The sequence below is a fragment of the Bacillus sp. PAMC28571 genome, assembly GCF_014250435.1.
GTDB classification, from domain to species: Bacteria; Bacillota; Bacilli; order Bacillales; family Bacillaceae; genus Bacillus; species Bacillus safensis.
Genome location: NZ_CP060191.1, coordinates 412,801 through 439,375, shown reverse-complemented (window position 1 = coordinate 439,375; position 26,575 = coordinate 412,801). Strand labels below are relative to the sequence as shown.

Genomic DNA, 26,575 nt, shown 5'->3' with positions numbered 1-26,575 from the left:
CCCCGCTCATTGGCGGGGCTTCCTCTTACTCTTCTTCTGCGTACTTTTTCTTACGTCTAAACTTGCTTAACATTTCATACACGATTGGAACGATAACCAATGTGAGAAGTGTAGAACTTGTTAAACCGCCAATTACGGTAACACCAAGTCCTTTTGATACGATTTGGCTTCCGCCTTCAAATCCTAATGCGAGTGGCAGCAGTGCACCAATTGTCGCAAGTGCCGTCATTAAGATTGGACGTAATCTTGTTGTACCTGCTTCAAGTAACGCTTCTCTTGTTGAGAGACCTTCTTGTTCTTTATGAATCACTCGGTCAATCAAGACAATGGCATTAGTTACAACGATACCGATCAGCATGAGCAATCCAATCATGGCATTTAAGCTGATGGTTTCTTTTGCTATAAACAATCCAAGCAGGGCACCAATAATCGTAAATGGCAGTGAGAAGAGAATCGCAAATGGTGCAAGACCTCCGCCAAATGTGATGACGAGAACGAGATACACAATGGCAATCGCTGCAAGCATTGCAAGGCCAAGCTGTGTAAAGGATTCTTGGATATCCGCACTTACGCCGCCTGTGTCAATCGTTACGCCAGATTTTAGATCAAGCTTGTCGACTTTCTTCTGAACATCCTGCGTTACACTTGAGACGTCGTCTGTTGTCATGTCACCAGACACTTCTGCGTAGATTTTCCCATCACGTTTTGTCACCGTATTTGCTGTCGTACCATCTTTTACTTTGACGACATCACCAATTCGGACTTCTTGCCCTGTTGGTGTGGTGATCTTTTTATTTTCTAAATCTTTTTTGCTCTTATATTCATCTTTTTCCGTTTGAAGCTTCACATCAAGTTCTTTGCCGTCCTCTGTGACTTTCGTCAGTGTTGTTTCACTATTTTGAGGTGCAATCGCTTGAGCGATTTGTGAAGCAGTTAGACCTAGTTTCGCCAGTTTTTCTTGATCTGCATTAAACGTATATTCGTCGTATTTCTCAGATAAGCTTGTGCTGACATTTTTGAGGTTTTTCTCATCTTTTAAGATGTTCTCAACATCTTTTACTGTGCCTTCAATATCACTTGCTTTGTCCCCGTACACATAGTATGTCACGGTATTATTTGCACCAGCAGATGAGAAGTTTTGTGATTTCCATTCCCCTTTAGACGCTTTGTCTTGAAGGGCTTTGACCACGCGGTCTTTTTCTTTATCAAAGTTTGGCGTGTCATCATCATATTGTACGAAGAATAACGCACCGTTAGAGTTACCGCCAACACTTGCGGTCATAGCATTTGAAGAGCCTAGTGAATACTGAACTGTATTGACATGATCCCGTTTCATCAAATATTCTTCAGCTTTTTTCGTTTCATCAATTGCTTGCTCTCTCGTTTGTCCAGGTTCAGGTGTATATGTCACCATGGCCGTTTTCTCTGCTTCCTGTGGTAAGAAGCTGACACCGACAAGTGGTGCTAAGAATAAGCTTCCGACAAGCATAAGAATGGCAATTCCTGATGTGATCCATTTATGGTTGAGTGTCCAATTAAGTACACGTCTATAACCGCCAGCAAGCTTACTTGGTTTATGTCCTTTTACCTTTTTCGCTGTGCCGTACAGGTTCTTTTTAAATAGAGTGTGTGCCATCATTGGAACAATTGTAATAGCGACAAGCAGTGAAGCAAGTAACGCAAACACAATCGTTAAGGCAAATGGGATGAATAGTTCACCAATCATTCCACCTACTAATGCTAACGGTAAGAATACCGCAATTGTCACAATCGTCGAAGACATGATTGGGATAAACATTTCTTTTGTGGCTTCTCTGACGAGTGCCTTGCCTTTTAACGGTTCATCCTTTAACGCCATTCGTCGATAGATGTTTTCTATGACCACTATCGAGTCATCGACAACACGCCCGATGGCGACGGTCATGGCACCAAGTGTCATGATATTTAACGTGATATCCAGCTGATTTAATAGTAAAACAGCAATCAACAGAGATAACGGTATGGAAATGACCGAGATTAATGTTGATTTGATATCTCTCAGGAACAATAGAATGATAATGATCGCAAAGATCGCTCCGATGATCGCCTTGTTCAGCATTGTGCTGACAGACTCTTTAATCGGCTCTGCTTGATCATATGTGGTGCTTACATTAATACCTTTGTTGTCTTTTTTGAATTTCTCAAGCTCTTTTGTCACTTCTTCTGCTACACTCACTGTGTTGGCATCAGAGCCTTTAACAATTTGCAGACCGATACTGTCTTTTCCATTCGTTCTAGAGATCGATTCAGCATTTTTTACGACTTTAATATCTGCTATCTCAGATAGCTTGATCGTCGGCAGTTCTACAGATTGACTGCTTGCTGCACCTCCACCTGCTTGCTGCTGAGCTGCTGCTTGCTGCTGACTTGCACTTCCAGCCTGCTGCTCCGCACCTTGTGCACCTTGGTTTTCTGAACCGTTAGAAGGTGCTCCAGCTCCAGCGCTTCCCGCACCGCCGCCTGCACTTGGTGTGACTGGAATACGCATGTTTTTCAAATCTTTGACGCTTAAAATATTGCCGTCCACGACAACTGATTTTTGTTTGTTGCCAAATGTGTATAGACCTAGTGGTACATTCACATCAGAGCCTTTGATCATGTTTTGGACGGTATCTTCATCTAGACCGTATTCTTTCAATTTCTTTTGTTTAAACGAAAATTCTACTTCTTTGATTTGCTGTCCTGAAGTTTCGACAGAAGAGACACCGTCTAATCCTTGAAGTGAAGGAACGAGATCATTTTCTACTTTTTGTGTAAGGTCTTGTAATGATTCTTTATCACCAGAGACACTTAGGGCTAGGATTGGAATCGCATTAATACTAAAGCGTGCGATTTTAGGTTTTTCTGCATTTTCAGGGAAATCGATATTGCTAATCGCATCTTCAATTTCCTTTTTTGCTTCATCCATGTCTTTGTTGTAATCGTACTCGATTTGAATGGATGATGCATTTTCAAATGAATTAGAAGTGACCACGCTGACCCCATTGAGGTTTTGAATCGATTTTTCAATTGGATCTGTCACCTTATCTGATACTTCGTCCGGCGTTGCGCCAGGGTACGTTGTAGAAACCGTAATGACTGGCGTGTTGATATTCGGGATTGATTCTTGTTTCATATTCAATCCGGCATATAGACCAGCAACTGTTACGATAATCGTCATGAGCCATACAGCGAACTTATTCTTTAATACAAAATTGATGATCGAATTCATTATATCCTCCATTTTCCTTTATGTATTGACTGACTGGTCATTCTATATCATAATAAACGGTGATATACAATGCCGTCAACCATTTCACTTGCGTTTGACGTAACATTCTAAAGCTGAAGGGGCCTTATTTCATGAACGAAAAAAAAGAAAAAATCATTAAAGCAAGCATCCAATTGTTTGCGAAAAAGGGTTTTTCTTCTACGACCATTCAGGAAATTGCAGATGAATGCGGAATATCAAAAGGCGCATTTTATTTACATTTCAAATCAAAAGAACAGCTTTTCAACCGAGCGTTTGAATATTATATCGACACTTCGATGCAAACTATCGAAATGATTCGAAAAGAGAATCAGCATCTCGCGCCGAGAGAGATCTTTCAGAAACAAATCGCTGAACAGTTCCAGCATTTTGCTGAGAACAAGGATTTTATCATTCTGATCCTCAGCGAGAACATTATTCCGGAAAACCAGCAGATTAAAAAGTATTCAAAAACTGTGAAAAAGCAAATGAACGATGAAATTCAAATTTCCATCTTGACCACTTATGGACAGGAGATCGAACCATATGTAACTGACCTGTCAGTCATGATCCAAGGCATTATCCAATCATATGTGCAGGTTCTGCTTTTACAGGATCAAATGCAATTATCATTTGATGAGCTCTCATCCTTTATACTCGAACGGTTTGATGATCTGGTCCACGGTTTGCTTCGTTCTCAGACGAAGCCGATTTTGAAGCAAACCATTTGGGATGATGAAGCGCCGAGTGCTGCTTCCCTTCAAGAGGAGCTTCGTTCGTTAAAGCTTGAGCATCTGCTTTCAGATGATACTGTTGTATCCATTGAAGTGATTGAAGAAGAGCTGGCAAAAGCTGAACCTCGTAAGCCAGTCATCCAAGGGATGCTGACGAATTTAGAAAAGTGTGAGGACCCTGCTGTTCTTAGAGCAGTTGAGCAATTGAAGCTGTTTCTTCAGTAACATGACGTGCTGTTTTCGATTTAGCTCACCTTTTCCCCTTCGAATGTGCACTTTCGCTTATGCTTCATTATAAGAAAAGATTCTCTAAATTGATATACGGCGGTGGTCTGAATCTATGATAAGACCCTGTCATTTCAAGCAAAAAAAAACCGCCTATTACATAAGGCGGTTTTTTGCGATTTAGCGCTTTTTGATTTCTTCAAGGAGAATCTTGTTGACCATCGGCGGGTTAGCTTGGCCCTTCGATGCTTTCATGATTTGTCCGACTAAGAAGCCAATCGCGCGGTCTTTACCATTTTTAAAGTCTTCAATGGATTGCGGGTTGTTATCAAGTGCTTCTGTAACGAGTTTAAGCAGCGCACCTTCGTCAGAAATTTGGACAAGTCCTTTTTCTTTGACGATTGTTTCTGCATCTCCCCCATTTTCAATGAGCTCTTTGAATACCTTTTTCGCAATCTTTGAGGAAATTGTTCCTTTTTCAATGAGCTTGATCATGCCAGCCAGCCCTTGCGGCGTTAGCTTTGTATCGTCCAGCTCTTTTTGAGCAGAGTTTAAGTAAGCAGATACTTCACCCATGAGCCAGTTCGATGCTTGCTTCGCTTCAGCACCTTCTGAAATGGTCGCTTCAAAGAAATCAGACATTTCTTTCGTCAGCGTGAGTACCATTGCATCGTATGCAGGGAGTCCAAGCTCATCGATATAGCGTTTGCGGCGCTCGTCTGGAAGCTCTGGAATCGATGCTCTTACGCGTTCTTTCCACTCGTCATCAATGTACAGCTCCACCAAATCTGGTTCTGGGAAGTAGCGGTAATCATCAGATCCCTCTTTGACACGCATCAGGATCGTCTTTTTAGACGCTTCGTCATAACGGCGGGTTTCTTGTTCGATCAAGCCGCCAGAAAGCAATACTTGCTCTTGACGCTTTTCTTCGAATTCAAGGCCTTTTTGTACGAAAGCGAATGAGTTCAAGTTTTTGAGCTCTGTCTTTGTACCAAACTCTTCACGGCCGATTGGGCGAAGAGAAATATTGGCATCACAGCGAAGTGAGCCTTCTTCCATCTTACAGTCAGAAACGCCTGTATATTGAATAATGGATTTTAATTTTTCTAAGTAAGCATACGCTTCTTCTGGTGTGCGAATGTCTGGCTCAGATACGATTTCAACTAGCGGTGTTCCTTGACGGTTGAAATCGACGAGTGAGTAACCGTCGCCTGTGTGCGTCAGTTTCCCAGCATCCTCTTCCAAATGAAGACGCGTAATACCGATTCGTTTTGTTTTGCCTTCTACTTCAATTTCAATCCAGCCGTTTTCACCGATCGGTTTATCAAATTGAGAAATTTGATACGCCTTTGGGTTATCAGGATAGAAGTAGTTTTTACGGTCAAATTTTGTATCTGTTGCGATTTCACAGTTCAGCGCCATGGCCGCTTTCATCGCAAAGTTCACCGCTTCTTTGTTCAGTACAGGCAATACGCCAGGATATCCAAGGTCGATGACACTTGTTTGCGTGTTGGCAGCTGCACCAAAAGGTGTCGGCGAGCTTGAGAAAATTTTCGATTGTGTTTTTAGCTCTACGTGGACTTCAAGTCCAATTACCGTTTCAAAGTTCATTCTGATTCACCCCTTACAGTTCAGGTTTTGCTTTATGATGATCTGTTGCTTGCTCAAAAGCGTGAGCCACGCGGTACACTGTTCCTTCGTCAAAGTGCTTGCCGATGATTTGCAGTCCTAACGGAAGGCCATTTGCAAATCCACAAGGCACACTGATTCCTGGAACGCCTGCAAGGTTAACAGGGATCGTTAAAATATCGTTTGCATACATGGTTAGCGGGTCGCTTGTCTTTTCACCAATGTTAAATGCAGGAGTCGGTGTTGTTGGTCCTACAATGACATCATACTTTTCGAAAACATCTTCAAAGTCTTTTTTGATCAATGTACGGACTTTTTGTGCTTTTTTATAGTACGCATCGTAATATCCTGAGCTTAGCGCGAATGTACCAAGCATGATGCGGCGCTTCACTTCGTCTCCAAAGCCTTCAGAACGAGTATTTTTGTATAAATCAATGAGATTGTCTGCATTATCTGTACGGTAGCCATAGCGGATGCCGTCAAAACGAGCAAGGTTTGCAGATGCTTCTGAAGAAGACAGTAAGTAGTAAGTCGCAAGCGCATATTTAGAATGCGGAAGAGACACTTCTTCCCACGAAGCACCAAGTCCTTCTAATACTTTTAACGCTTGAAGAACAGATTCTTTTGCTTCCTCGCCAACGCCTTCGCCAAGGTATTCTTTCGGCACAGCAATTTTCAAGCCTTTGATGTCGCCAGTTAATGAAGAAAGAAAATCTGGGACATCGACATTTGCACTTGTTGCGTCCATTTGATCGACACCTGCAATCGCTTGAAGAACATATGCGTTGTCTTCTACATTACGTGTAATCGGACCAATTTGGTCTAATGATGAAGCAAATGCGATTAATCCGTATCTGGATACACGGCCATATGTCGGCTTAAGACCGACAACCCCGCAGAAAGATGCCGGCTGACGAATAGAACCGCCTGTATCTGAACCAAGTGAGAACGGTACTTCACCTGCCGCAACAGAAGCTGCTGATCCACCACTTGATCCGCCTGGAACAGTGTTTAAATTCCACGGGTTTTTCGTCGCTTTGTAGCCTGAGTTCTCCGTAGAAGATCCCATTGCGAATTCGTCCATATTTAATTTACCAATTGTGACTGCTTCAGCGTCTCTTAGGCGGTTCACAACGGTTGCATCATAAATTGGATCAAAGTTTTGCAGGATTTTACTTGAAGCTGTAGTACGCAAATCCTTTGTAACAATGTTATCTTTCACACCGATCGGCATACCGAACAATAGGCCAAGCTCGTCCTTTTCACCAACTGCCTCGTCCAATTCCTTTGCATACGCACGTGCTTTCTCTTCGTCCAGTGCAAGGAATGCTTGTACTTTTCCGTCTACTTCATTGATTCGTTTATAAGACTCGTCCACTAAATCAGAAACAGACAGTTCCTTTTTATGTAAAAGCTCTTTTAATTCAGAAATTTTGTGATCAAACAGTGACATGTCTCGGGCCTCCTTTAGTCCAAAATTGATGGCACACGAATATAGCCGTCTTTATGATCAGGCGCGTTTTTGACGACTGCCTCAATGGAAAGACCTTTATTCGGAACATCTTCTCTCATGACGTTTTTCATTTTTAATACGTGTGTAGTAGGTTCAACGTTTTCCGTATCTACCTCGTTTAACTGCTCTGCAAATGAAATGATGCTATCAAGCTGTTCTGTAAACATCTCAGCTTCTTCTTCTGTAATCGCAAGCCTTGCTAAATGGGCAACGTGCTTGACTTCTTCTATTGAAATTCTTGACATGCAGGTTCACCTCCAAAAATGATGCGTACTCGTGGTCATGATCATAAGTCATATACACTTTATCATATCAAATTTTACTGTTCTAAAGCAACTTTACGCAGGTGCCGTGAAAGGTTCGTTCTCTTGAAAACCTCTTTTTATCAAACCAATAAAGGAAATATTCATCAGGTGACTTTTATTTTTCAGAAAATTTTTACTTTTGTTTATTTTTGTAATCGCTTACATATTGATTCTTATCATCGATCGGTACATTTTTTCTTCAAAATGAAGAGGTTTAGGCAGGTTGATCACTTGGGAATACTCTGTTAGGTTAAGTAACCATAGCAGTGAGCGGGACAGTCAAACAAAAAAGCTGCCATCGCACTTCTGTATATTTTGATTGAGGTGATGTCAAATTAATACGAAAAAGGTGAGAACACAAAATGAGTATTGAAGTTACAATTTCCTTATCTATTTATTTTATCGGGATGCTTGCCATTGGTTGGTATGCATTCAGGAAAACACATGATTTAAATGATTATATGCTTGGCGGACGCGGGCTTGGCCCATTCGTTACAGCCCTTTCAGCAGGTGCTGCAGACATGAGCGGATGGATGCTGATGGGTGTGCCAGGTGAAATGTATAAAACGGGTTTATCGACAGCCTGGCTTGCGATTGGTTTAATCGTTGGTGCTTACTTGAACTACCTCATTCTTGCACCTCGTTTACGTTCCTATACAGAGATTGCGGATGATGCGATTACGATTCCTGATTTCTTTGATAAACGCTTCAAAGGTTCATCTGCTTTATTAAAAGCTGTTTCAGCCGTCATCATTTTAATTTTCTTTACGCTGTATACATCGTCTGGGATGGTATCAGGCGGACGTTTATTTGAGTCAGCATTCGGTGCTCACTACATGTTTGGACTGATTTTGACGTCAAGTATTGTCATTTTGTATACATTGTTCGGCGGATTTTTGGCAGTGAGCTTAACGGACTTTGTCCAAGGAGCTATCATGTTTTTAGCATTAGTGCTCGTGCCGATCGTTGCCTTTACACAATTAGGCGGACCTGTTGCTACATTCCAAGATATTCAACAGATTGACCCTAAATTGCTTGATATTTTTAGAGGAACGAGCGTCATTGGCATTATTTCCTTCCTTGCTTGGGGACTAGGTTACTTTGGACAGCCGCATATTATTGTGCGCTTTATGGCCATTACGTCCGTTAAAGATTTAAAACCAGCACGCCGAATCGGAATGAGCTGGATGATTATTTCAGTGATTGGATCACTGTCTGTCGGTTTAGTGGGTGTTGCCTATGTTCATGAAACGGGTATGAACCTTGCTGACCCTGAAACCATCTTTATCGTATTTTCTAAAGTATTGTTCCATCCATATATCACTGGATTTTTACTTTCTGCCATTTTAGCTGCGATTATGAGTTCAATTTCGTCTCAGCTGCTTGTCACAGCAAGTGCCATGACAGAGGATCTATACAGAACGTTCTTTAGAAAAACAGCATCAGACAAAGAGCTCGTCATGATTGGCCGGATGTCTGTACTCGTTGTCGCTGTGATTGCTCTCTGCCTTTCACTTAACCCAAGTGATACCATTCTTGACCTTGTCGGTTATGCGTGGGCAGGATTTGGTTCTTCATTTGGTCCAGTCATCCTGCTTTGCCTATACTGGAAACGAATGAATCATCACGGTGCCCTAGTTGGAATGATCGTTGGTGCAGTTGTGGTTCTGACATGGATTACAACAGGCCTCAACCATGCCACAGGTATTTATGAAATGATTCCAGGCTTTACGCTTAGTGGATTAGCTGCCATTATTGTGAGCTTGTTGACAAGTAAGCCGTCAAAAGCATCAAAACAGCTTTTCAACAAAATGGAAGATCATCTTGAGGAAGAAACAAAATAAAGAATTGAAGAGTCATCTGCCCTATGCGGATGACTCTCTTTTTAAATAAAATAAAAAGCTTTTCTTTCTTCAGAAACTGAATAAAATAAGAGTTGTGCAGCCATATGGGCTGTGAGAAGATCATATACATGTTGTGAAACGTACATGAAGTGAAAGGAGCGATATGCATGTTTTGGACAATTGAATGGGATACAGTCTTAAAATTAGCCGTGGCCACCTTAATCGGTCTGATTATCGGGCTTGAACGAGAGCTGAAGAAAAAGCCCCTCGGCTTAAAAACGTGTATTGTCATTGCTGTCAGCTCCTGCGTCTTAACCATCATCAGCATTGATGCAGCCTACAATTTCCCTCGAGTCTCTAAGCTTCAAATGGACCCACTCAGGTTACCGGCGCAAATTATATCTGGTGTTGGTTTTATTGGAGCAGGTGTGATTCTTCGAAAAAGCAATGATGTCATCTCAGGTCTCACGACTTCTGCGATGATCTGGGGAGCAGCAGGGCTTGGGGTTGCAACAGGTGCAGGGTTTTATAAAGAAGCCTTCCTCAGTCTTTTCTTTATTCTCATTAGTGTCGAATTCCTGCCATGGCTCTTCCAGCGGATCGGACCGATTCGCCTGCAGGAAAAAGAAATCCGCATCAGAATGTCTCTTTCTGACAGAAACCGCATGACCGATATTTTAAAAGAAATGAAAGCCCTCAATATCCGCATTCATTCTGTACGAATTGATGATTTAAAAGAAAAGGACTATCCGATCATGGAAGTACGCGTACGTGTGCATAAAGACCGCTATACAACCGATGTGTACTTTGATATTAAAGATCTAGAAGGCGTCGTTGGCGTGAAGTGTGATACGGTATAAAAGGTGATGAGACAAAAGGCTCATCACCTTTTTTATGGGATAAGGGGTTGAACCATTTTGAAGATTCAAATAAAATACAAATTATGAAATAAATGATAAAAGGAGATTTTTCATGGGCTCTATGGATCGTAAAAAACGTATATTTTTTTTCAGCGGAATTCTAGCAGTACTCTTATTAGCTGTCCTTTTCACCTCACATTATGTCACTCCCGTATCAACGAATGCAGCAGACAAGAAACAAACGAAAACACCAAAAAATATTATTTTTATCGTTGGTGATGGAATGGGGATGCCCATGATCAAAGCCTACCGTACATTCAAGCAGGAAAAGCATGCTTCTGTAAAAGGAAAAACCGTCTGGGACCCTTATTTAGTCGGGATGCAGACCACACATCCAGATGATCCTCGAGATAATATTACTGACTCAGCTGCCGCAGCAACAGCCATGGCGACTGGAAAAAAAACATACAATGATGCCATTGCCGTCAATCATGAAAAACAACCTCTTAGAAGTGTCGTTGAAGCAGCGAAGGAAGCAAAAATGAAAACAGCCTTTGTTGTCTCATCTGACATCACCGATGCAACACCTGCCGCTTTTGGTACACATAACGTCTCCCGAAAAAATAAAGAACAAATTGCAGACCACTTTTTTGATGAGAAAATAGGAGGAGAGCACAAAGTTGATATCCTTCTAGGTGGCGGAATGCAATATTTTGACCGAAAAGACCGTAATCTAGTTCAAGAATTTAAGAAGAGCGGGTATTCCATTCTGCGATCAAAAGATGATCTAACCTCTCAATCATCTTCGAAAATGCTCGGCTTATTCCAGGAGGACGAGCTGGATCGAGCCATCGACCGTCCGAAGCATGTGCCTAAGTTAAAAGACATGACGCAGGCAGCACTCACCCAATTGAATCAAGATAATCAGCATGGTTTTTTCATGCTACTTGAAGGCAGTACCATTGATTCTGCAGGACATGAAAATGATGTGGTTGGCGCAATGAGTGAGATGGAGGATTTTGAGAAAGCAGTTCAAACAGCTCTCCAGTTCGCAAAAGAAGATCAAGAAACACTTGTCGTCATCACGGCAGACCATGCGACTGGCGGTTTTTCGTTTGGCACAGATGGGATGACAAGTGAGACTGGCTACAAATGGGACCCAGTGCCCATCTTAGCTGCTAAGAAAACACCTGTTTATATGGCTAAGAAAATCGCAGACGGACAATCTGTACGTGATGTCCTTCAGACCTATATTGAAATTTCTCTCACAGAAGGTGAAATCTCACAGGTAGAAAAAGCAGCACAGTCAGGAAAGGCCAGTACGATCCAACTCAGCATTCAACATATTTTCGATCAGCGTTCTTTCTCAGGCTGGACAACCTTTGCCCATACAGGTGAGGATGTCCCTGTCTATGCATACGGACCTGGAAAAACAGCCTTCCAGGGCTGGATCGATAATACAAAACAAGGAAAGAACCTGTTCCAAATCATTGAATCACCATCCACCTATCGTCCATAAAAACAATCCCCGCCTCATCATATAGGCGGGGATGTTTATTTTAAGATTGACTTAGCTTTGTAAAGTCAAACGTCGTTATAGGTGCTGCTTCTTCAATGTCGGAACGGAAGCCGGCGAGCATCGCCTTTTCTTCTTCTCCGATGTCAGCCAAATCAAATGCTTGATGCAGCAAGCCATAGATCAGCATGTGACGTAAACGAAGGAAATCAGGAATATAGGCAAGCCACTCATCTCCAAGTTCATTCTCTTCACGATAGCCTTTAAGGAACTGTTTCATAAAGTTTCCTGCAAAAGCAGCTTTGTCTTCGTATGGAATTACTGGGTACCACAAGACATTGTATAGCAAAATGCTAATGTCATTCATAAACCAGTTGTACCCAATATCATCGAAATCGAAGGTCGTAATTTTCCCTTGATCCCAGTGGAAGTTTCCGTGATGAAGATCCGCATGAACCAATCCGTACGTATCTTGATTTTTCGGAAGCTTTGCCAGCTTTGCCATCAACCGATCCGCTTGTTCGAAAACAAGGGTCTGATCTGCTGGTACATATTTACGCAGTTTCAGCTGCTCCTCTTCATCCCACTCTTGTCTTTTATAACGCGGGTCTGACAAATGATAGCTTTTTGTCAGTTTGTGCATGCGACCTGTGTACTGTCCAAGGGCATAAAATAATTCATCGTTCCAGTCCGCCTCTTCGACTTTACGACCTGGTGCTTTTTCATAGACTCGAAGCAGAAATGCGCCGCCCTGCCCATCATCTACTTGCTCGATATCACGGCCATTTAATGAAGCAATTGGTTTCGCAACGGAAAGTCCGCCCTTCGCTAAGTGATGCAGCCATTCCATTTCACCTAAAATATAATCAGGTGATCTGCGGATGGTATGAGTAATTTTTAAAATGAAAGACTCTCCATCTTTTTTTAGTTCATACACATAGTTTTCTGCATCTGCGATAAAGTGGATATCACTTCGCTTGACCCCGTATAAATGAGTAGCCTCATCTAAAATTTTTGATTCTTCATATATGGCTTTTACATCTTTATGCATGCTGATTCTCCCTCTTCATATATTTTGCTAATTCGCGAATGGTGTGTTTTTCAGCAAAATTCAAATCATCAACATACCAACCCTTCTTTTCAATCTCTACTTCCATTTTGACAGCAAGTAAAGAATTTCCTCCTAAATCGAAAAAGTCGTTGTCAATTCCTACTTTTCCCACATGAAGAATGTCACACCAAATGTCTAAAAGTAATGCCTCACGTTCATTGGTTGGCTGTGCATAAAGTCCTTGATCCTGTGTAACTTCTGTCGTTAATAATGAACGTAGACTATCTTCATCATGTACCTCAAGGGCTTTTACATAACCGCTATGCAGCGTTTGATCTGTTTGAACCGTTTCCCATGTAAAACCTTTAGAAGCGAGATGACTTGCTGCCTCCATCTTGTGACCCTCTTTTTCTTCAGTCGAGTGCTGAGGAGGTGACAGGTGACCGGCGATTTGAATGTGATCACTCAATGAACCGATTTCCGCCACTTGTATACGATACGTTTGCTGCCCCTCGATCTTCTGGATCTGTTGCTCTTCCATAAATGACTTGAATAGTTCATTACGTCCGGTCGATACAAACGTAAATTCAATGGAAGAAAGCTGGTGCTGACGGCTGTATTCGGCGAGCCATGTCAGACATTTTTGCTCAATCCCTTTCCCTAGAGCACGGCAGCTTAGCATCCATGCATCAATTTTCAAGGTGTCGTCTGCATGATGAGCCAAGATCGCTCCTACAATCCCTTCATGACTGAAGCGATCTGCTGCCTCAATGAGCCAGCCCTGAACATGCGCATTTTCCATCCGCTCTTTCAGCTGCTGTTCATCAAAGTGCTGATCATTTAAGCGGAATTGGTTAATGCGGCTGCTCATTTGTGCCACACGCGCAAGGTGCTGCTCTCCCCACTCTGTTATATTCAAGTGCAAGTTCAAATCTTGTAAAAATTGTTCCATTGACGGCGACTCTGCTTTCTCTTTTTGACGAGCTTTTTCAGCCTTGTAGCTCATGGTTCGCCCTCTATCCTCATCCGTCACATCATAACGGTCAAAAGCCCAAGCATGCTCAACAAATAATGGAATGGCTTTTTCATTGGCAGGTAAGAGCAATGTCATCACTTCTGGCAGCTCTTCATTCATTCGCAAGCACTGAGCTGGATCATCATCTAAGAAAATAAACTGAGATAATGAAAGGTTCAGTGAATCTGCCATTTCTTTTAGATGTCCCGGTTTACTTTCCCAATTGATCCGCCAGTCGACAATATCGTCTTTTTGTAAGACCATATCTGGGTGGTTTTCAAACACACGCCACACATCTTCTTCATTATTTCTGCTGCTTAGCACAAGCAGCATTCCCTCTTGTTGTTTTTGCTTTAAGAAGCGCTGAAGCATTTGATGTTCTGGCGTAATGTCGATGCCTTCCACACCGTCTTCTGAAATAATACCTCTCCACAGCGTATGATCACAATCAATGGCCACTACCTTAAATGGTGCACCTTTCCATGCCACAATCTCTCGCGCGACTTTTGTACCGATGGCTCCGCAAAAGACTTCAGTGAATGGGAGATGTGCGGCTTGCTCTCCTTTTTCATCAAAAATGTCATCGAGCTGATATTGCTGAGCAAGCTGACGACAGTCGATCAACTGAACACCGCCTATCTTAGATAACTGAGCAATCCACTCTTGTTCCACGTCTTGCAACGTGTCCCTAAGAGCCGCACTTATCGGGAGAATACCAACAAAATATAGGTTATGTTTTGTTTTTGATTTCAGAACGTTTACAAGTTCTTCTGCATGCTCTGAAGCCAGTTTTTTCTTTTCATCCAGTGAGAGATGGGCTGGACCAGCGATATCCTCTAGACGAATGAGGAGAAGATTTGCACCGTTTTTCTTCTGTGAGATAAGGCTGCGCTCATTTAACAGCTCCTGATACACCTGCCCATACGGTGCAAACTGAATATCGAACTGCACATCAAACTGCTTGGTCCAATACTGAATGTAAGGAGCAACTGGATCTGCTGTAAATGTCGAGCTGATAGTGAGCACAAGTGGTTCTTTTTTCTCTGCACGATCTCTTTTCTCTTTTGCTGCTTGTTCTTCTTCCTGTGAAAGCACAGCGAAATCCTTGAGCAGTTGATCTGGTGTTTGAACAGCTTGTTCGATCAAGTGCTGGAAGTGCTTGACGAAAGCTTGCATCGTCTCATGTTTAAACAGAGCAAGGTTGTATTGAAGGACGCACTTTAACTCACCCGTTACCTCTCTGACAACATCCATTTTCATATCGAGTTTGGAAATTCCCTTTGCAAACTCATGCGTTTCAAAGGTCAGTCCATCAGCTTCAATTTTAATATTCGGATCGTATTCATTGTGATAGATAAGCATCGTATCAAAAAATGGATTGCGATGCGGCCTTGTTTTTGGATTCAAATGCTCGACCATTTGGTCAAACGGGTATTCTTGATGGTCGTACGCATCGAGTAGAACTTGTTTTGTCTGTACCAATTGTTCTATAAAGGATGCTTCTTGTGCCATGTCTAGTTTGATTGGCAGGAAGTTCGTAAACATCCCAATCGTATGCTCAATATCTGCATGACGTCTTCCAGCCACAAGAGAACCGACAATCAGTTCTTGCTGATCGGCATAACGTGAGAGCAGCAGGCCATAAAGCTGGAACAAGATGACGTTATTGGTCAGCTGATATCGTTCAGCGAGCTGTTCAATTTTCTCAACGATGTGCGGTTCAATATTAAATTTGATCGCTCTTCCCAAAAAGGATTGTTCCTTTCGTTCAAAATCATATGGCATTGTCAAAGTCGGAACATTTGAGCCCATTTGCTCCTTCCAATAATCCTGCTGCTTTTGAAACATCTCGCTGCGGAAATATTTGTCTTGCCACACTGCATAATCTTTATATTGCACAGTAAGTTCCGGCAAGGTTTCCCCGCGATAGAGCTCAGTAAATTCTTTAATAAAGATGTTCATGCTCGCTCCATCAGCGACAATATTATGCATATCAACTAATAAAAGATGATCATCTTCTACAATTTTCACAAAACGCACACGAATCAATGGTGCAGCCTTTAAGTCAAATGGACGAATGAATTCATCGATTTGTGCTTCTAATTCTTGTTCATCAGCCTCAGTCATTTCAACAGCAAATTGAAAATCATCATGGACCCGCTGAACAGGTTCTCCATCCTTTAACTCAAAGGTCGTTCGCAAGGTTTCATGACGATCAATCAATTGCTTAAAGGTCTGTTCAAAGCGCTCGACGTCGATTTCACCTTTACATCTCAGAGCCATTGGCATGTTATATGAAGTCACTTGACCAATACGCTGATGAATGAGGAATGTTCGTCTTTGAGCGGCGGATAATGGGTACGTGTCTTTCTGTTCCACCTGTTCAATTTTGAAATATTGATGCTTCTCTGCCTTTTCAATGAATGCTTGGAGCTTCTCGATCGTCGGATGGTTGAACATATCTGTGAGTGTTAGTTCTACACCAAACTCTTTGTGAATTTGAGAAATAAGACCGGTCGCATTTAACGAATGTCCTCCAAGCTCAAAGAAGTGATCGTCTCTTCCCACCTTTTCAATACCTAAAATATCTTTCCACATCCGCTGTAATGTTGCTTCTATACCATTCGCCTCAGTGGATTGATATTGATTGCTTTCTTCTATTTCCTGCCCTTTGTTTTCCTTCGGCACAACCATTTGCACACCTGAAGGCGAGGATAACGCGGCTGTATCTCCCTTTTCAATCCAATATCTTTGTCGTTCAAACGGATAAGTTGGCAGGGATACTTTTTGATTCGATTTCTGTTTTCGTAATTTTGTCCAGTCCACAGGCACTCCTTGAAGCCAGATGTCACCCAATCTTCCCAGCAGGTAGCGGTCATCTGCTGCCTCTTCTTTCGGGTGACGCATCAATGGAATCGGCTGCTGATGGTGATCCTTTGAGACTTGACGAATAAAGGCGCTTAACGTATTCCCCGGTCCAACTTCAATAAAAATGGGATCAAGCTCCGTTAATAATGTCTCTGCTCCATCACGGAAACGAACTGCTTGCCGCAAGTGATCAGCCCAGTATGCTGGATCTTGCACTGCTTCATGTTCAATCCACGTACCTGTGACGTTAGAAATATACGGGATAGATGGCGCATTCAATTGATACTCAGCTACCTTTTCTTTGAATGATGGCAGGATATCATCCATCATTTTTGAGTGGAAGGCATGAGAGGTGTGAAGCTTTCTGCACCCATGTCCAGCTGCCTCCAGCTTCTCAGCGAGTGCATCAATAGATGCCGTCTCACCAGACACCACACATAACTCAGGTCCATTTACTGCCGCAAGTGAAAGGTCATCCGTCAAATATGACAGCACTTTCTGTTCACTCAAAGGTACGCTCAGCATAGAGCCTTTTGGAAGCTGGCTAATCAGCTGTCCGCGATAACAGACGAGATCTACGGCATCTTCAACAGACAGTAAACCAGATACGGCAGCAGCAGTGTATTCTCCAATACTGTGACCGATCATCGCCTGCGGTTTGATGCCAAAATGCATCAGCAATTTAGCCAAAGCGTATTCCATACTAAACAGAAGCGGCTGTGTATATTCGGTTTGGTTAATCAATTGAGGATCATCACTTGCTTCTGTTGAGAATAAAATGCTGAACGGGTCAACTGAGACATGCTGTTTGAATTGATTCAAGCATTGATCCAGCGCTTCCTTAAAAACTGGATACTTGTCATAAAGCTGACGCCCCATGTCCACATACTGAGATCCTTGGCCTGGGAAAAGAAAGACGATTGGCCGGCTCGATGTTTGAGAGCTGGCCGTCTTGACCACCTCTTTTGACCTTTGATTCAGCGCCTGTAACATGTCAGCTGTATCACTTCCAAGAATGACACGTTTATGCGGGAAATGATGGCGCCCTGTTTGCAGCGTATAGGCGACATCGCTTAAACGGATATGCTGCTGATGCTGAAGTAAATAGTCAGCAAGGCGATCCGTCATTTTTTCAAGGGCTGCCGGTGTTTTCGCAGATAATAAAAGAAGTTCACTATCTTCTGTGCGATCTGCTGGGACACGTGCAGCAGGTGCTTCTTCTAAAATGACATGAGCGTTTGTTCCACCAATCCCAAATGAGCTTACACCTGCCCTGCGAGGAGAGGCCTGCTCGCTCCATGGCGTCAAATCCGTATTTACAACGAATGGAGAATCAGCAAATTCAATTTTTTCATTCGGTGTTTCAAAATGAATCGTTGGCGGAATCACTTGATGCTTTAAGCTTAATACGGTTTTAATAAAGCCAGCGACACCTGATGCATCATTCAAATGACCAACATTTGATTTGACAGAACCAATGCGGCAAAAGCCTTTTTTATCTGTATCAAACGCTTGCTTGAGTGCTTCAATTTCAATCGGATCTCCTAGTGTTGTTCCGGTTCCATGTGCTTCAATATAAGAAATGGATTCAGGTTCAACCTCGGCCATTCGAAGTGCTGTCTTAATAGCTGATACTTGGCCTTTCGTACTCGGTGCCGTATACCCTACTTTTCTATTTCCATCATTATTAATAGAAGATCCTTTAATGACAGCATAAATGTGATCGCCGTCTTCAATTGCATCCTCTAAATTTTTTAAAATAACAGCTCCTGCACCATCTCCAAAAACGGTTCCATCTGCTTTATTATCAAAAACGCGGCAGTGACCGTCGGAAGAATGGATCATTCCTTCTTGATATAGATAACCCGATTTTTGCGGCAGGCGAATGGACACACCGCCTGCAACAGCCATATGACAGTCTCCGCTTAATAAAGCCTGAACAGCTAAATGAATCGACACCATCGAGGTCGAGCAGGCGGTTTGCACCACCATACTCGGTCCTTTTAGATTTAATTTATACGAAATCATCGTCGCCAAATAGTCACGCATATTTAGAACAGCAGCTTCCAGCGTTTTTGAATCCTCACCTTGAGCTGCCCCTTGAAGTGCTCTCATGACCCATTCTGTATTGATTCCTGCACCTGTATAAAGACCGATTTGCCCTTTATATTCAAACGGATCATACCCAGCATCTTCAAGTGCCGTCCAAACACATTCATGAAACAGTCTGAACTGCGGATCCATCATAGCCGCTTCCTTCGGAGTATAGTCAAAGAAATCCGCATCAAATAAATCGACATCGTCAAGCATCCCTTTTGCTTTGACAAAACGAGGGTTTTTCAATAAGGCTTCATCTGTACCTTCACTTCGTAATTCTTCCTCCGTAAAAAAGGAGATTGTTTCTTTTCCTTTTTTCAGATTCTCCCAGTATTCATCTACGTTTTTGGCACCTGGAAAACGACCTGCAAGACCGATAACAGCAATTTCTGCGCCATGATAGTGATTCGTTGTATCATTCATTCTCGATTCCGCCTCTCAATCTTTTATTCCGTTGCTGTTTAAAACGAGCTCTTCGATCACCTGATGTGACGACGGCTAGTTCTTCTTCCATCGTATCTTCCTTTGATTCCTCAGAAGGCTGAATATATTTTGCAAGCTCTGCGACAGATGGGTACGTAAACAAGGTCACCACTGCTTCATTTGTTTGAAGTGCTTGATTTAACCGATTGGTCACTTGAACAATATCCAGCGAGCTTGCACCTAAATCAAAGAAGTTGTCGTGAATGCCCACTTGCTCCATGCCCATAAAATCCTGCCACACTTGACAGATCACTTTTTCAGTTTCATTTCGAGGAGCCACATACGGATTGCCCAGCTCTGGTCTTTCGTGCTTAGACACTTCATATGAATCCGCACTCGCTGCAGCCTTCGATTCTAATGACAGCCATTGATCTATCCGTTCTTCAAGATTTCCTGTGGACACGAGCATGTGACGATTCTGCCGGTTAGACAGAACATATTGGAACAGCTCAGCACCCTCTTCTGGTAAAATCGCAAGCTCATTAATCGATTCACCAATTGTGGATTCTAGCTCACCCCAGAAATTCCACGCATCCCAGTTCACACACATCCATGGAGTTTGACTATTTTGATTGAGTCTAGCTGCAAATGCGTCCATATATAAGTTAGCTGCTGAGTAAGCAGAGAATCCTAAGCCCCCGAGCAGTGCACTTATGGATGAAAAGAGGAGACAAAAATCCGCTTGTTCTTGCTCCAGCAGCTGCTCTAGCACATCGAGCCCTTTCACTTTTGATTGGAATTGATCCTCTCCCTGCGCCAGTGTAGATGGGATATCTTTAATGGCTCGGAAGGATGTACTTCCTGGTAATCCTGCCGCATGGAACACACCATCAACGCCGCCATGCTTTTTGCGAATGATTTCAAAAACATGTTTCATCTGCTTAAGATCTCCTGCATTCGCCTGCACCGCTTCTACTGTTGCACCTAATCGTTCAAGCTCGAGTACCTTCTTAATTCTTGTACGCTGCGCTTCATCGGCATTCTCTTGTTGAACAAATGACGCCCATTCATCTCTTGGCGGCAATGCCGTTCTTCCTGTTAAATAAAGATGAACATTTCCTTCTTTCGCCAGCATCTTTGATAGAACAAATCCAATGCCGCCTAAACCACCCGTGATGAGATACACACCATTTGGCCTGATCAGTTTCGGAAGTCTATCTTCTTTTTGCAGCGGCAAACGTTTGTAGCTCTGCACCCAGCGTTGACGATTGCGATACGCTACAAGCTGGTCTTTTCCAGGCTGCATAATTTCCTGCCCAATAAGATCGACAAGCTCCTGTTCCTTCCAAGTCATAACATCCGGCACATCTTCCACATCGATATTCCAGCATTTAATGTGATGGTATTCCTGTGAAATGACTTTAACCGGCCCAAGCATTGCGCTTTTCTCTGCACATATCATCTCATTCCCTGTAACTGGCTGAATTCCGCTAGTGACAGTAAACAAACGGCATTCTCGAATATTTTTTTGTGCAGCAATCGCTTGAGATAAGAAAATTAAGCTGTAATAGCCCTTTTCAATGTGCGTCTGAAATGCAGCTTGGCGATTCAAGCCGTCCTCTTCTTTCGCAGATTCCCATAAATGCAGAATCCGATTGATATTGATACCTTTATTAGACAATGAATCTAGCATGTTTCTGTAGTGCTTACCTTCTGCCGGATTGATCGTAAACGCCTGCTCCAGCTCTTGATAGACCTCACCCTTTGTGACAAAAATGACCTTGATTCCTTGTTCTTTGAATGATTGTGCAAACAGTTCATGAAAGGCATCCTGTTCCTTGAAAATGAGCCACGTTTGCTCTTCTGGTTCTTTTTCGAAAACTGGTTTTAGCGGCTGCTGCTCCCATGAAGGCAGATAGAACCATTCTTCCATCTCTTTTTTCTTCGTTTCCTTAGGAATAGACAGCTGCGGAGAAGCGGGCTTTCCTGCTTCAATCCAATATCGTTTTCGTTCGAATGGATATGTGGGAAGCGATACAAGCTGTCGTTCCTCTTGAGTTGGACGCGGCTGCGTTTTGACCTCATAACCGCCTGCCCATAGCTCTCCTATACGTTTTAAGAAATACGCATGGTCATCCGCTTGTTCCCTTGCATGCCTCACCATATTTAGGACATCATGATGAGACTCTTTGTTTTCATGACGTTTCGCTAATGCCGTCAAGCTGTTTCCAGGTCCGACCTCTATGAGAGCTCGTACTTCATCGGTTAACAGCTGTGATAAACCTTCATGAAAACGAACGGTTCCACGCAGATGGTTGGTCCAATAAGATGCTGCCATCACCTCTTCATTTGCCGCCCAAGTGCCTGTCACATTTGATATGAACGGGATCGTCGGCTCATGCAGTTCTACTTTCTCTACGAATTGTTGAAACGCCTCAAGCATCGGCTCCATCATATAGGAATGAAAAGCATGAGAAGTATGGAGCTGTCTTGTCACAATTCCTTTGTCCTGTAATTTCTTTTCAAAAGCGGTGATATGCTCTTCTTTACCAGAAACGACACAAAGGTCTTTTGCATTGACTGCAGCAATCGAAAGCGATTCATCGATGATCGAATTCAGCTCCGCCTCGGGTAGTTGCACACTAAGCATGGCGCCTTTTTCCATTCCTTGCATCAATCTGCCTCTTGCCATTACGAGTGTTAATGCTGACTCCAGAGAAAAGACCCCTGACAAGCAAGCGGCAACATATTCGCCGATACTGTGCCCAATCATTGATTCTGGCTCAACACCACTATGCTGAAGTAATTTTGCTAATGCGTACTCAAATATAAAGAGAAGCGGCTGAGCATTTGACGTTTTTGTGATGTCTTCATTCGTTTCATCCTCTGGAAAAACAATGCCTTTTAAATCAACTTGCTCCGTCTCCATTACATATTTGAAGCATCTATCCACTTCCCATTTGAACACTGGTTCTGCATCGTATAATTCGCGCATCATGCCAGCATATTGAGCACCTTGACCTGAAAACATAAAGGTAGCTTTACGCCATTTTTTGCTTCGGAACACACTGGTTTCAAGCTGTTTCTGCTGCAGCCATTCATCAGCAGAAGCAAGTACAATGGCTTTTCGGTATGGAAATTGCTTTCTGCCATAACGCAATGTAAAAGCAATATCTTCAAGCGAAACTTGAGGATGCTGTATCACATACTGCTTTAATCGCTCTGTCATTGCCGCTAAAGCGGTATCCGTTTTTGCAGATAAAACGAGCAGCTGCTTTTGCTTAGAAGCTGACTTTTGCTTTACCTGTATGCCTTCTTCTATGATCATATGGGCATTTGTCCCGCCGATACCGAAAGAACTAACCCCTGCTCTTCTCGGCTTATCTGATTCCTTCCAATACAGCGCCTTTTGATTCACATAAAAAGGTGTATCTTTAAAAGGAATCTCCTGATTGGGTGATTCATAATGAATGGTTGGCGGGATCGTTTTGTGCTGAATAGCCAAAATGGCTTTAAACAGACCTGCAATCCCTGCCGCACTATTTAAATGTCCGACATTACTTTTAACTGAACCGATTGGGATAGTCAGCGGCTCTGTTCCTTTGAACACTTGGCTAAGGGCGGATACTTCAATTGGATCTCCCATTTTTGTCCCCGTACCATGCGCTTCTAAATAACCGATAGACGCGGGATCTATACCTGATTTTTCATACGTTTCTTTTAATACCTCTGCCTGCCCTTCCACACTCGGAGCGGTAAAACCAGCTTTTCGGCTGCCATCATTGTTCACGCCAACCCCTTTGATCACCGCATGAATCGGGTTGCCATCTCTTATCGCATCTTCATAACGTTTTAACAGAACGATCCCCGCTCCATCTCCGAAAATGGTTCCGCTCGCCTCTTGGTCAAACGGACGGCAATGGCCATCTTTTGATTGAATCATTCCATCTTGATAAATATAGCCGATATTTTCTGGAGAACTGACCGTCACACCTCCTGCCAGTGCTGCATCACATTCTTGATTCAATAATGCTTGACAGGCCATGCCAATGTTGACAAGTGAGGTCGAACAAGCTGTCTGCATCGTCACACTAGGCCCGTGTAGATTCAATTTATAAGAAAGCTGCGTACTAAAGAACTCACGATCATTTAACAGCATTGCGCTGAATTGCTCGGTTGCTTCCATTTGATGTGCAAAGCGTGTCAGCCATTCATGATTTGGGCTTGTTCCTGTATAAACTCCAATTTTCCCTGCCATTCTATCAGGGTCACAGCCAGCATCCTCCAGCGCTTCCCAAGCACATTCATGCAAGAGCCTGAATTGTGGATCCATTAGCTCTGCCTCTCTAGCAGAATAGTTGAAGAAATCTGCATCAAAACCTTCAATTTCTTGTAAACGTCCTTTTGCTCCAATGAAATTCGGATGTTGATAGACTGACGCATCCAGCCCTGCTTTCTTGAGTTCTTCTTCTGTGAAAAAGTGAATCATTTCCTCGCCATTCACAAGACGCTGCCAAAAGTCTTCTAGCGATGAAGCCCCTGGGAATCTTCCTGCCATTCCGACAATCGCAATATCTGGATTTTCCTGTGATGTATTTCTTTTTGGGAAAGAAGCTGGTGTTTGCTCACGTTCCGTTTGTTCTTTAAATAAGTATTCAGAAAGACTTGCAACTGTAGCAAACCGATACAATTGAACAGTGTCAATTTGTTGATCCATTCGCTCAGAGATTTTTGCTGCAAGCTGAGATATATCAAGTGATGTCGCACCAAATTCAAAAAATGGCGAGTCATCATCCATTTGATCAAATCCAAAATGAGTTTGAACAATGGTGTGAATATCTTTTTGTAAAGAGGCGAGTGAAGGAAAGTCACGCTTCACAGCCTTCGGCTTTTGTGGTTCAATAGCTGCCATCGTTTTTGTTTGTACAGAGAAATCTGTTTTATGAAATGGATAGCCTGGAAGCGGAATGCGCTTCCTATTCTTCTCCTCTGTTAAAGGAAAAGCTAAGTCGACCCCCATTTCCCAAAGAACACCTGCGACTTGCATCAGGTCTCCATCAAGTGGTTCGGTTGTTTTTTCTGCTCCCTTTTCAACCACAATTCCTTGTTTCTTTGAAAGATCAATCATCAAGGCTGTTGATTCTTGCTTGAACAAAGGCGATTTTACAGGCTGCTCTATATCAAGGAAACGCATTGCAGATGATGGATCGAAAGCAGTTAGTTCCTCCCCTGTCTGCGCAATGTAAACAGGCTGTTGGAGTGTCTTCTGAGGCAATGCAGCCAGCTTTTGATTGATCATCTGGTTGTCATGAAGGCGGTATACAATAGATGCCGCCTCTGTTAGCTCAAGCCCATCTGCTGCACATAAAGCTGTCCACACCCCGCTGCCCTCTCCAATCCATACGTCTGGTTCAATTCCGAGTGATCTTAGCTGACTGGCAAAAGCCGATGTCATGATCAGCATACCCACTTCTGCGTGACCGTTTTGTTTGAAATGGAACAGATCGTCTTTTTTAATAGGTATCACGGATTGGACGAGGCTCATTAAACGATCCACTTCTGTTTTAAATGAAAGATCTTTCTCATACAGCTTGATGTAATCACGTAATCCTGCTTCATGAAAACCAGTCAGCCTCATGTTTATCCGCTTATAAAGAAGACTTTCTCTGCCTGGCGTCTCTTCGTTTAGCACATGCAGCTGTTCTAATAATTCATCACGTGTGGAACAGACAAGCGTTTTTCGATATTTGAAGGCTTTTCTTCCCCTTTGTAAGGTATAAGCTGCTTGACCAAGTGAGAGTTCATGATGTGAGGAGACATATTCCTTCAAGTTTTTTGTCATGTTCTTCAAATCATGCGTTGATCTGGCTGACAGCACGATTAATTCTTTGGTTGAGGTCGTGCTGTTTGCTTCTCTCGGCTTTGCCTCTTCTAAGATGACATGGGCATTTGCTCCCCCTATACCAAAGGCACTGACTCCAGCTCTCCTTGGCAAATGAGACGTCTTCCACTCCTCTTTATCTGTTCCAACATAAAATGGCGTTTGATCAAATGGAATACGGTGATTCGGCTTCTCAAAGTGCGGCATTGGAGCAAATTGTCGATGATGCAGCATCATGACTGTTTTGATAAAACCAGCGACACCGCTGGCGGCATCTAAATGCCCAATATTGGCTTTGACTGACCCAAGTCGGCAAAAGCCTTTTTGCTCTGTTTGAAAAGCACGAGTAAGTGCCTCAATCTCAATCGGATCTCCAACAGACGTACCTGTTCCATGTGCTTCGATATATGAAATTGTCTCTGGCTCTGTTTCGGCCATTTCTAAAGCAGATTCAATGACACTTGCCTGTCCACTGACACTTGGGGCTGTATAGCCGACTTTGTTGCTTCCATCATTGTTCGTTGCAGATCCTTTTACAACGGCATAAATAAAATCTCCGTCTTCTATCGCATCTTTTAACCGTTTTAGTGCAACAACGCCTGCACCTTCACCAAAAATGGTCCCTTTTGCTTTTTCATCAAACGGACGGCAATGTCCATCAGGGGAATAAATCATTCCTTCTTGGTATTGATATCCTGTGATCTGTGGCTGATGGAGTGTGACGCCCCCCGCTAGTGCAAGGTCACATTCGCCGCCGATTAATCCTTGGCAGGCCATATGGATAGCAACAAGCGACGTGGAGCAAGCCGTTTGCACTGATACACTTGGTCCTTTTAGATTTAATTTATAGGCAACCCGGGAAGCGAAGGACGGGTCATTGAGATGCATGATTTGAAACACATCTTCATTCTTTTCAAGAGACGACATATGCTGCCCCATCCACGATAAATTGCTAGATGCCCCGGCATAAAGGCCAATTAACCCTTCATATTGCTCAGGCTCATAGCCAGCATCCTCTAGCGCATGCCATGTGCATTCGTGCATCAATCGAATTTGCGGGTCCATAATGGATGCCTCTCGCGGAGAGTAGCCAAAAAAGTCTGCATCAAAAGAAGATGCATTTTCTAAATATGGCTTCGCCTTCACATAATCAGACCGTTTTAACAGCGTCTCATCAACACCCGCTGCCTTTAATTCTTCATCAGTGAAAAACGTAACGGATTCTTTCCCTTGCGATATATTTTCCCAAAACGATTGGACATTCGGTGCTCCGGGAAACGTACCTGCTAATCCTACGACTGCAATTTCAAGTCCAGATTCGATCCATTGCTCTTGATCAGACATAC

Annotated in this window: 11 protein-coding genes; 4 read left to right on the top strand and 7 right to left on the bottom strand. The window is 43.0% G+C overall.

All coding sequences use genetic code 11. From position 1 onward, the window contains the following. Nucleotides 1-25: 25 nt before the first annotated feature. On the bottom strand, nt 26-3,250 hold the full coding sequence (locus H7F25_RS01840; RefSeq protein ID WP_149125910.1) for an efflux RND transporter permease subunit: 3,225 nt from the start codon (nt 3,248-3,250) through the stop codon (nt 26-28). 131 nt (nt 3,251-3,381) lie between these two features. Between H7F25_RS01840 and H7F25_RS01835 the strand changes: the two genes are divergently transcribed. Next, nucleotides 3,382-4,227 (top strand): TetR/AcrR family transcriptional regulator, encoded by an 846-nt coding sequence (locus H7F25_RS01835; protein ID WP_025092652.1) that lies wholly within the window; start codon nt 3,382-3,384, stop codon nt 4,225-4,227. Between the two features lie 180 nt (nt 4,228-4,407). On the opposite strand, the gene gatB is transcribed toward H7F25_RS01835, so the two are convergent. Genes gatB through gatC form a run of 3 tightly spaced genes read right to left on the bottom strand, consistent with a single transcriptional unit; the run spans nt 4,408 to nt 7,614 of the window. After that, nucleotides 4,408-5,838 carry an Asp-tRNA(Asn)/Glu-tRNA(Gln) amidotransferase subunit GatB gene (gatB, locus tag H7F25_RS01830; RefSeq protein WP_024424551.1) on the bottom strand — a complete coding sequence of 477 codons (1,431 nt, stop codon included), beginning with the start codon at nt 5,836-5,838 and terminating at the stop codon, nt 4,408-4,410. A gap of 13 nt (nt 5,839-5,851) precedes the next feature. Beyond that, nucleotides 5,852-7,309, bottom strand: coding sequence for an Asp-tRNA(Asn)/Glu-tRNA(Gln) amidotransferase subunit GatA (gene gatA / locus H7F25_RS01825; protein WP_024424550.1), 1,458 nt, complete (start codon nt 7,307-7,309; stop codon nt 5,852-5,854). A 14-nt stretch (nt 7,310-7,323) separates the two neighbouring features. After that, the gene (gene gatC / locus H7F25_RS01820) at nt 7,324-7,614 is read right to left on the bottom strand and encodes an Asp-tRNA(Asn)/Glu-tRNA(Gln) amidotransferase subunit GatC (protein WP_024424549.1); all 291 of its coding nucleotides are present in this window, start codon (nt 7,612-7,614) and stop codon (nt 7,324-7,326) included. 422 nt (nt 7,615-8,036) lie between these two features. Between gatC and putP the strand changes: the two genes are divergently transcribed. The 3 genes from putP (at nt 8,037) to H7F25_RS01805 (ending at nt 11,897) form a co-directional block, all read left to right on the top strand. Beyond that, nucleotides 8,037-9,518 (top strand): sodium/proline symporter PutP, encoded by a 1,482-nt coding sequence (gene putP / locus H7F25_RS01815; RefSeq protein ID WP_025092651.1) that lies wholly within the window; start codon nt 8,037-8,039, stop codon nt 9,516-9,518. 167 nt (nt 9,519-9,685) lie between these two features. Next, entirely contained in the window at nt 9,686-10,378 is a 693-nt protein-coding gene (locus H7F25_RS01810) for an MgtC/SapB family protein (RefSeq protein ID WP_024424547.1), read from the top strand. Nucleotides 10,379-10,490: 112 nt separating this feature from the next. Further along, entirely contained in the window at nt 10,491-11,897 is a 1,407-nt protein-coding gene (locus H7F25_RS01805) for an alkaline phosphatase (protein WP_122631740.1), read from the top strand. A gap of 40 nt (nt 11,898-11,937) precedes the next feature. On the opposite strand, the gene H7F25_RS01800 is transcribed toward H7F25_RS01805, so the two are convergent. From H7F25_RS01800 to H7F25_RS01790, 3 genes are read right to left on the bottom strand one after another with little or no spacing between them, the layout of a single operon-like run. Continuing rightward, complete coding sequence (locus H7F25_RS01800) at nt 11,938-12,945, bottom strand: phosphotransferase enzyme family protein (protein WP_024424545.1); 1,008 nt, start codon at nt 12,943-12,945, stop codon at nt 11,938-11,940. Then, the gene (locus tag H7F25_RS01795; protein WP_185854162.1) at nt 12,938-19,348 is read right to left on the bottom strand and encodes a type I polyketide synthase; all 6,411 of its coding nucleotides are present in this window, start codon (nt 19,346-19,348) and stop codon (nt 12,938-12,940) included. The genes H7F25_RS01800 and H7F25_RS01795 overlap by 8 nt, the downstream gene beginning before the upstream one ends. Continuing rightward, on the bottom strand, nt 19,341-26,573 hold the full coding sequence (locus H7F25_RS01790) for a type I polyketide synthase (RefSeq protein WP_185854161.1): 7,233 nt from the start codon (nt 26,571-26,573) through the stop codon (nt 19,341-19,343). Before H7F25_RS01790 ends, H7F25_RS01795 begins: the two co-directional genes overlap by 8 nt. Nucleotides 26,574-26,575 lie beyond the last annotated feature (2 nt).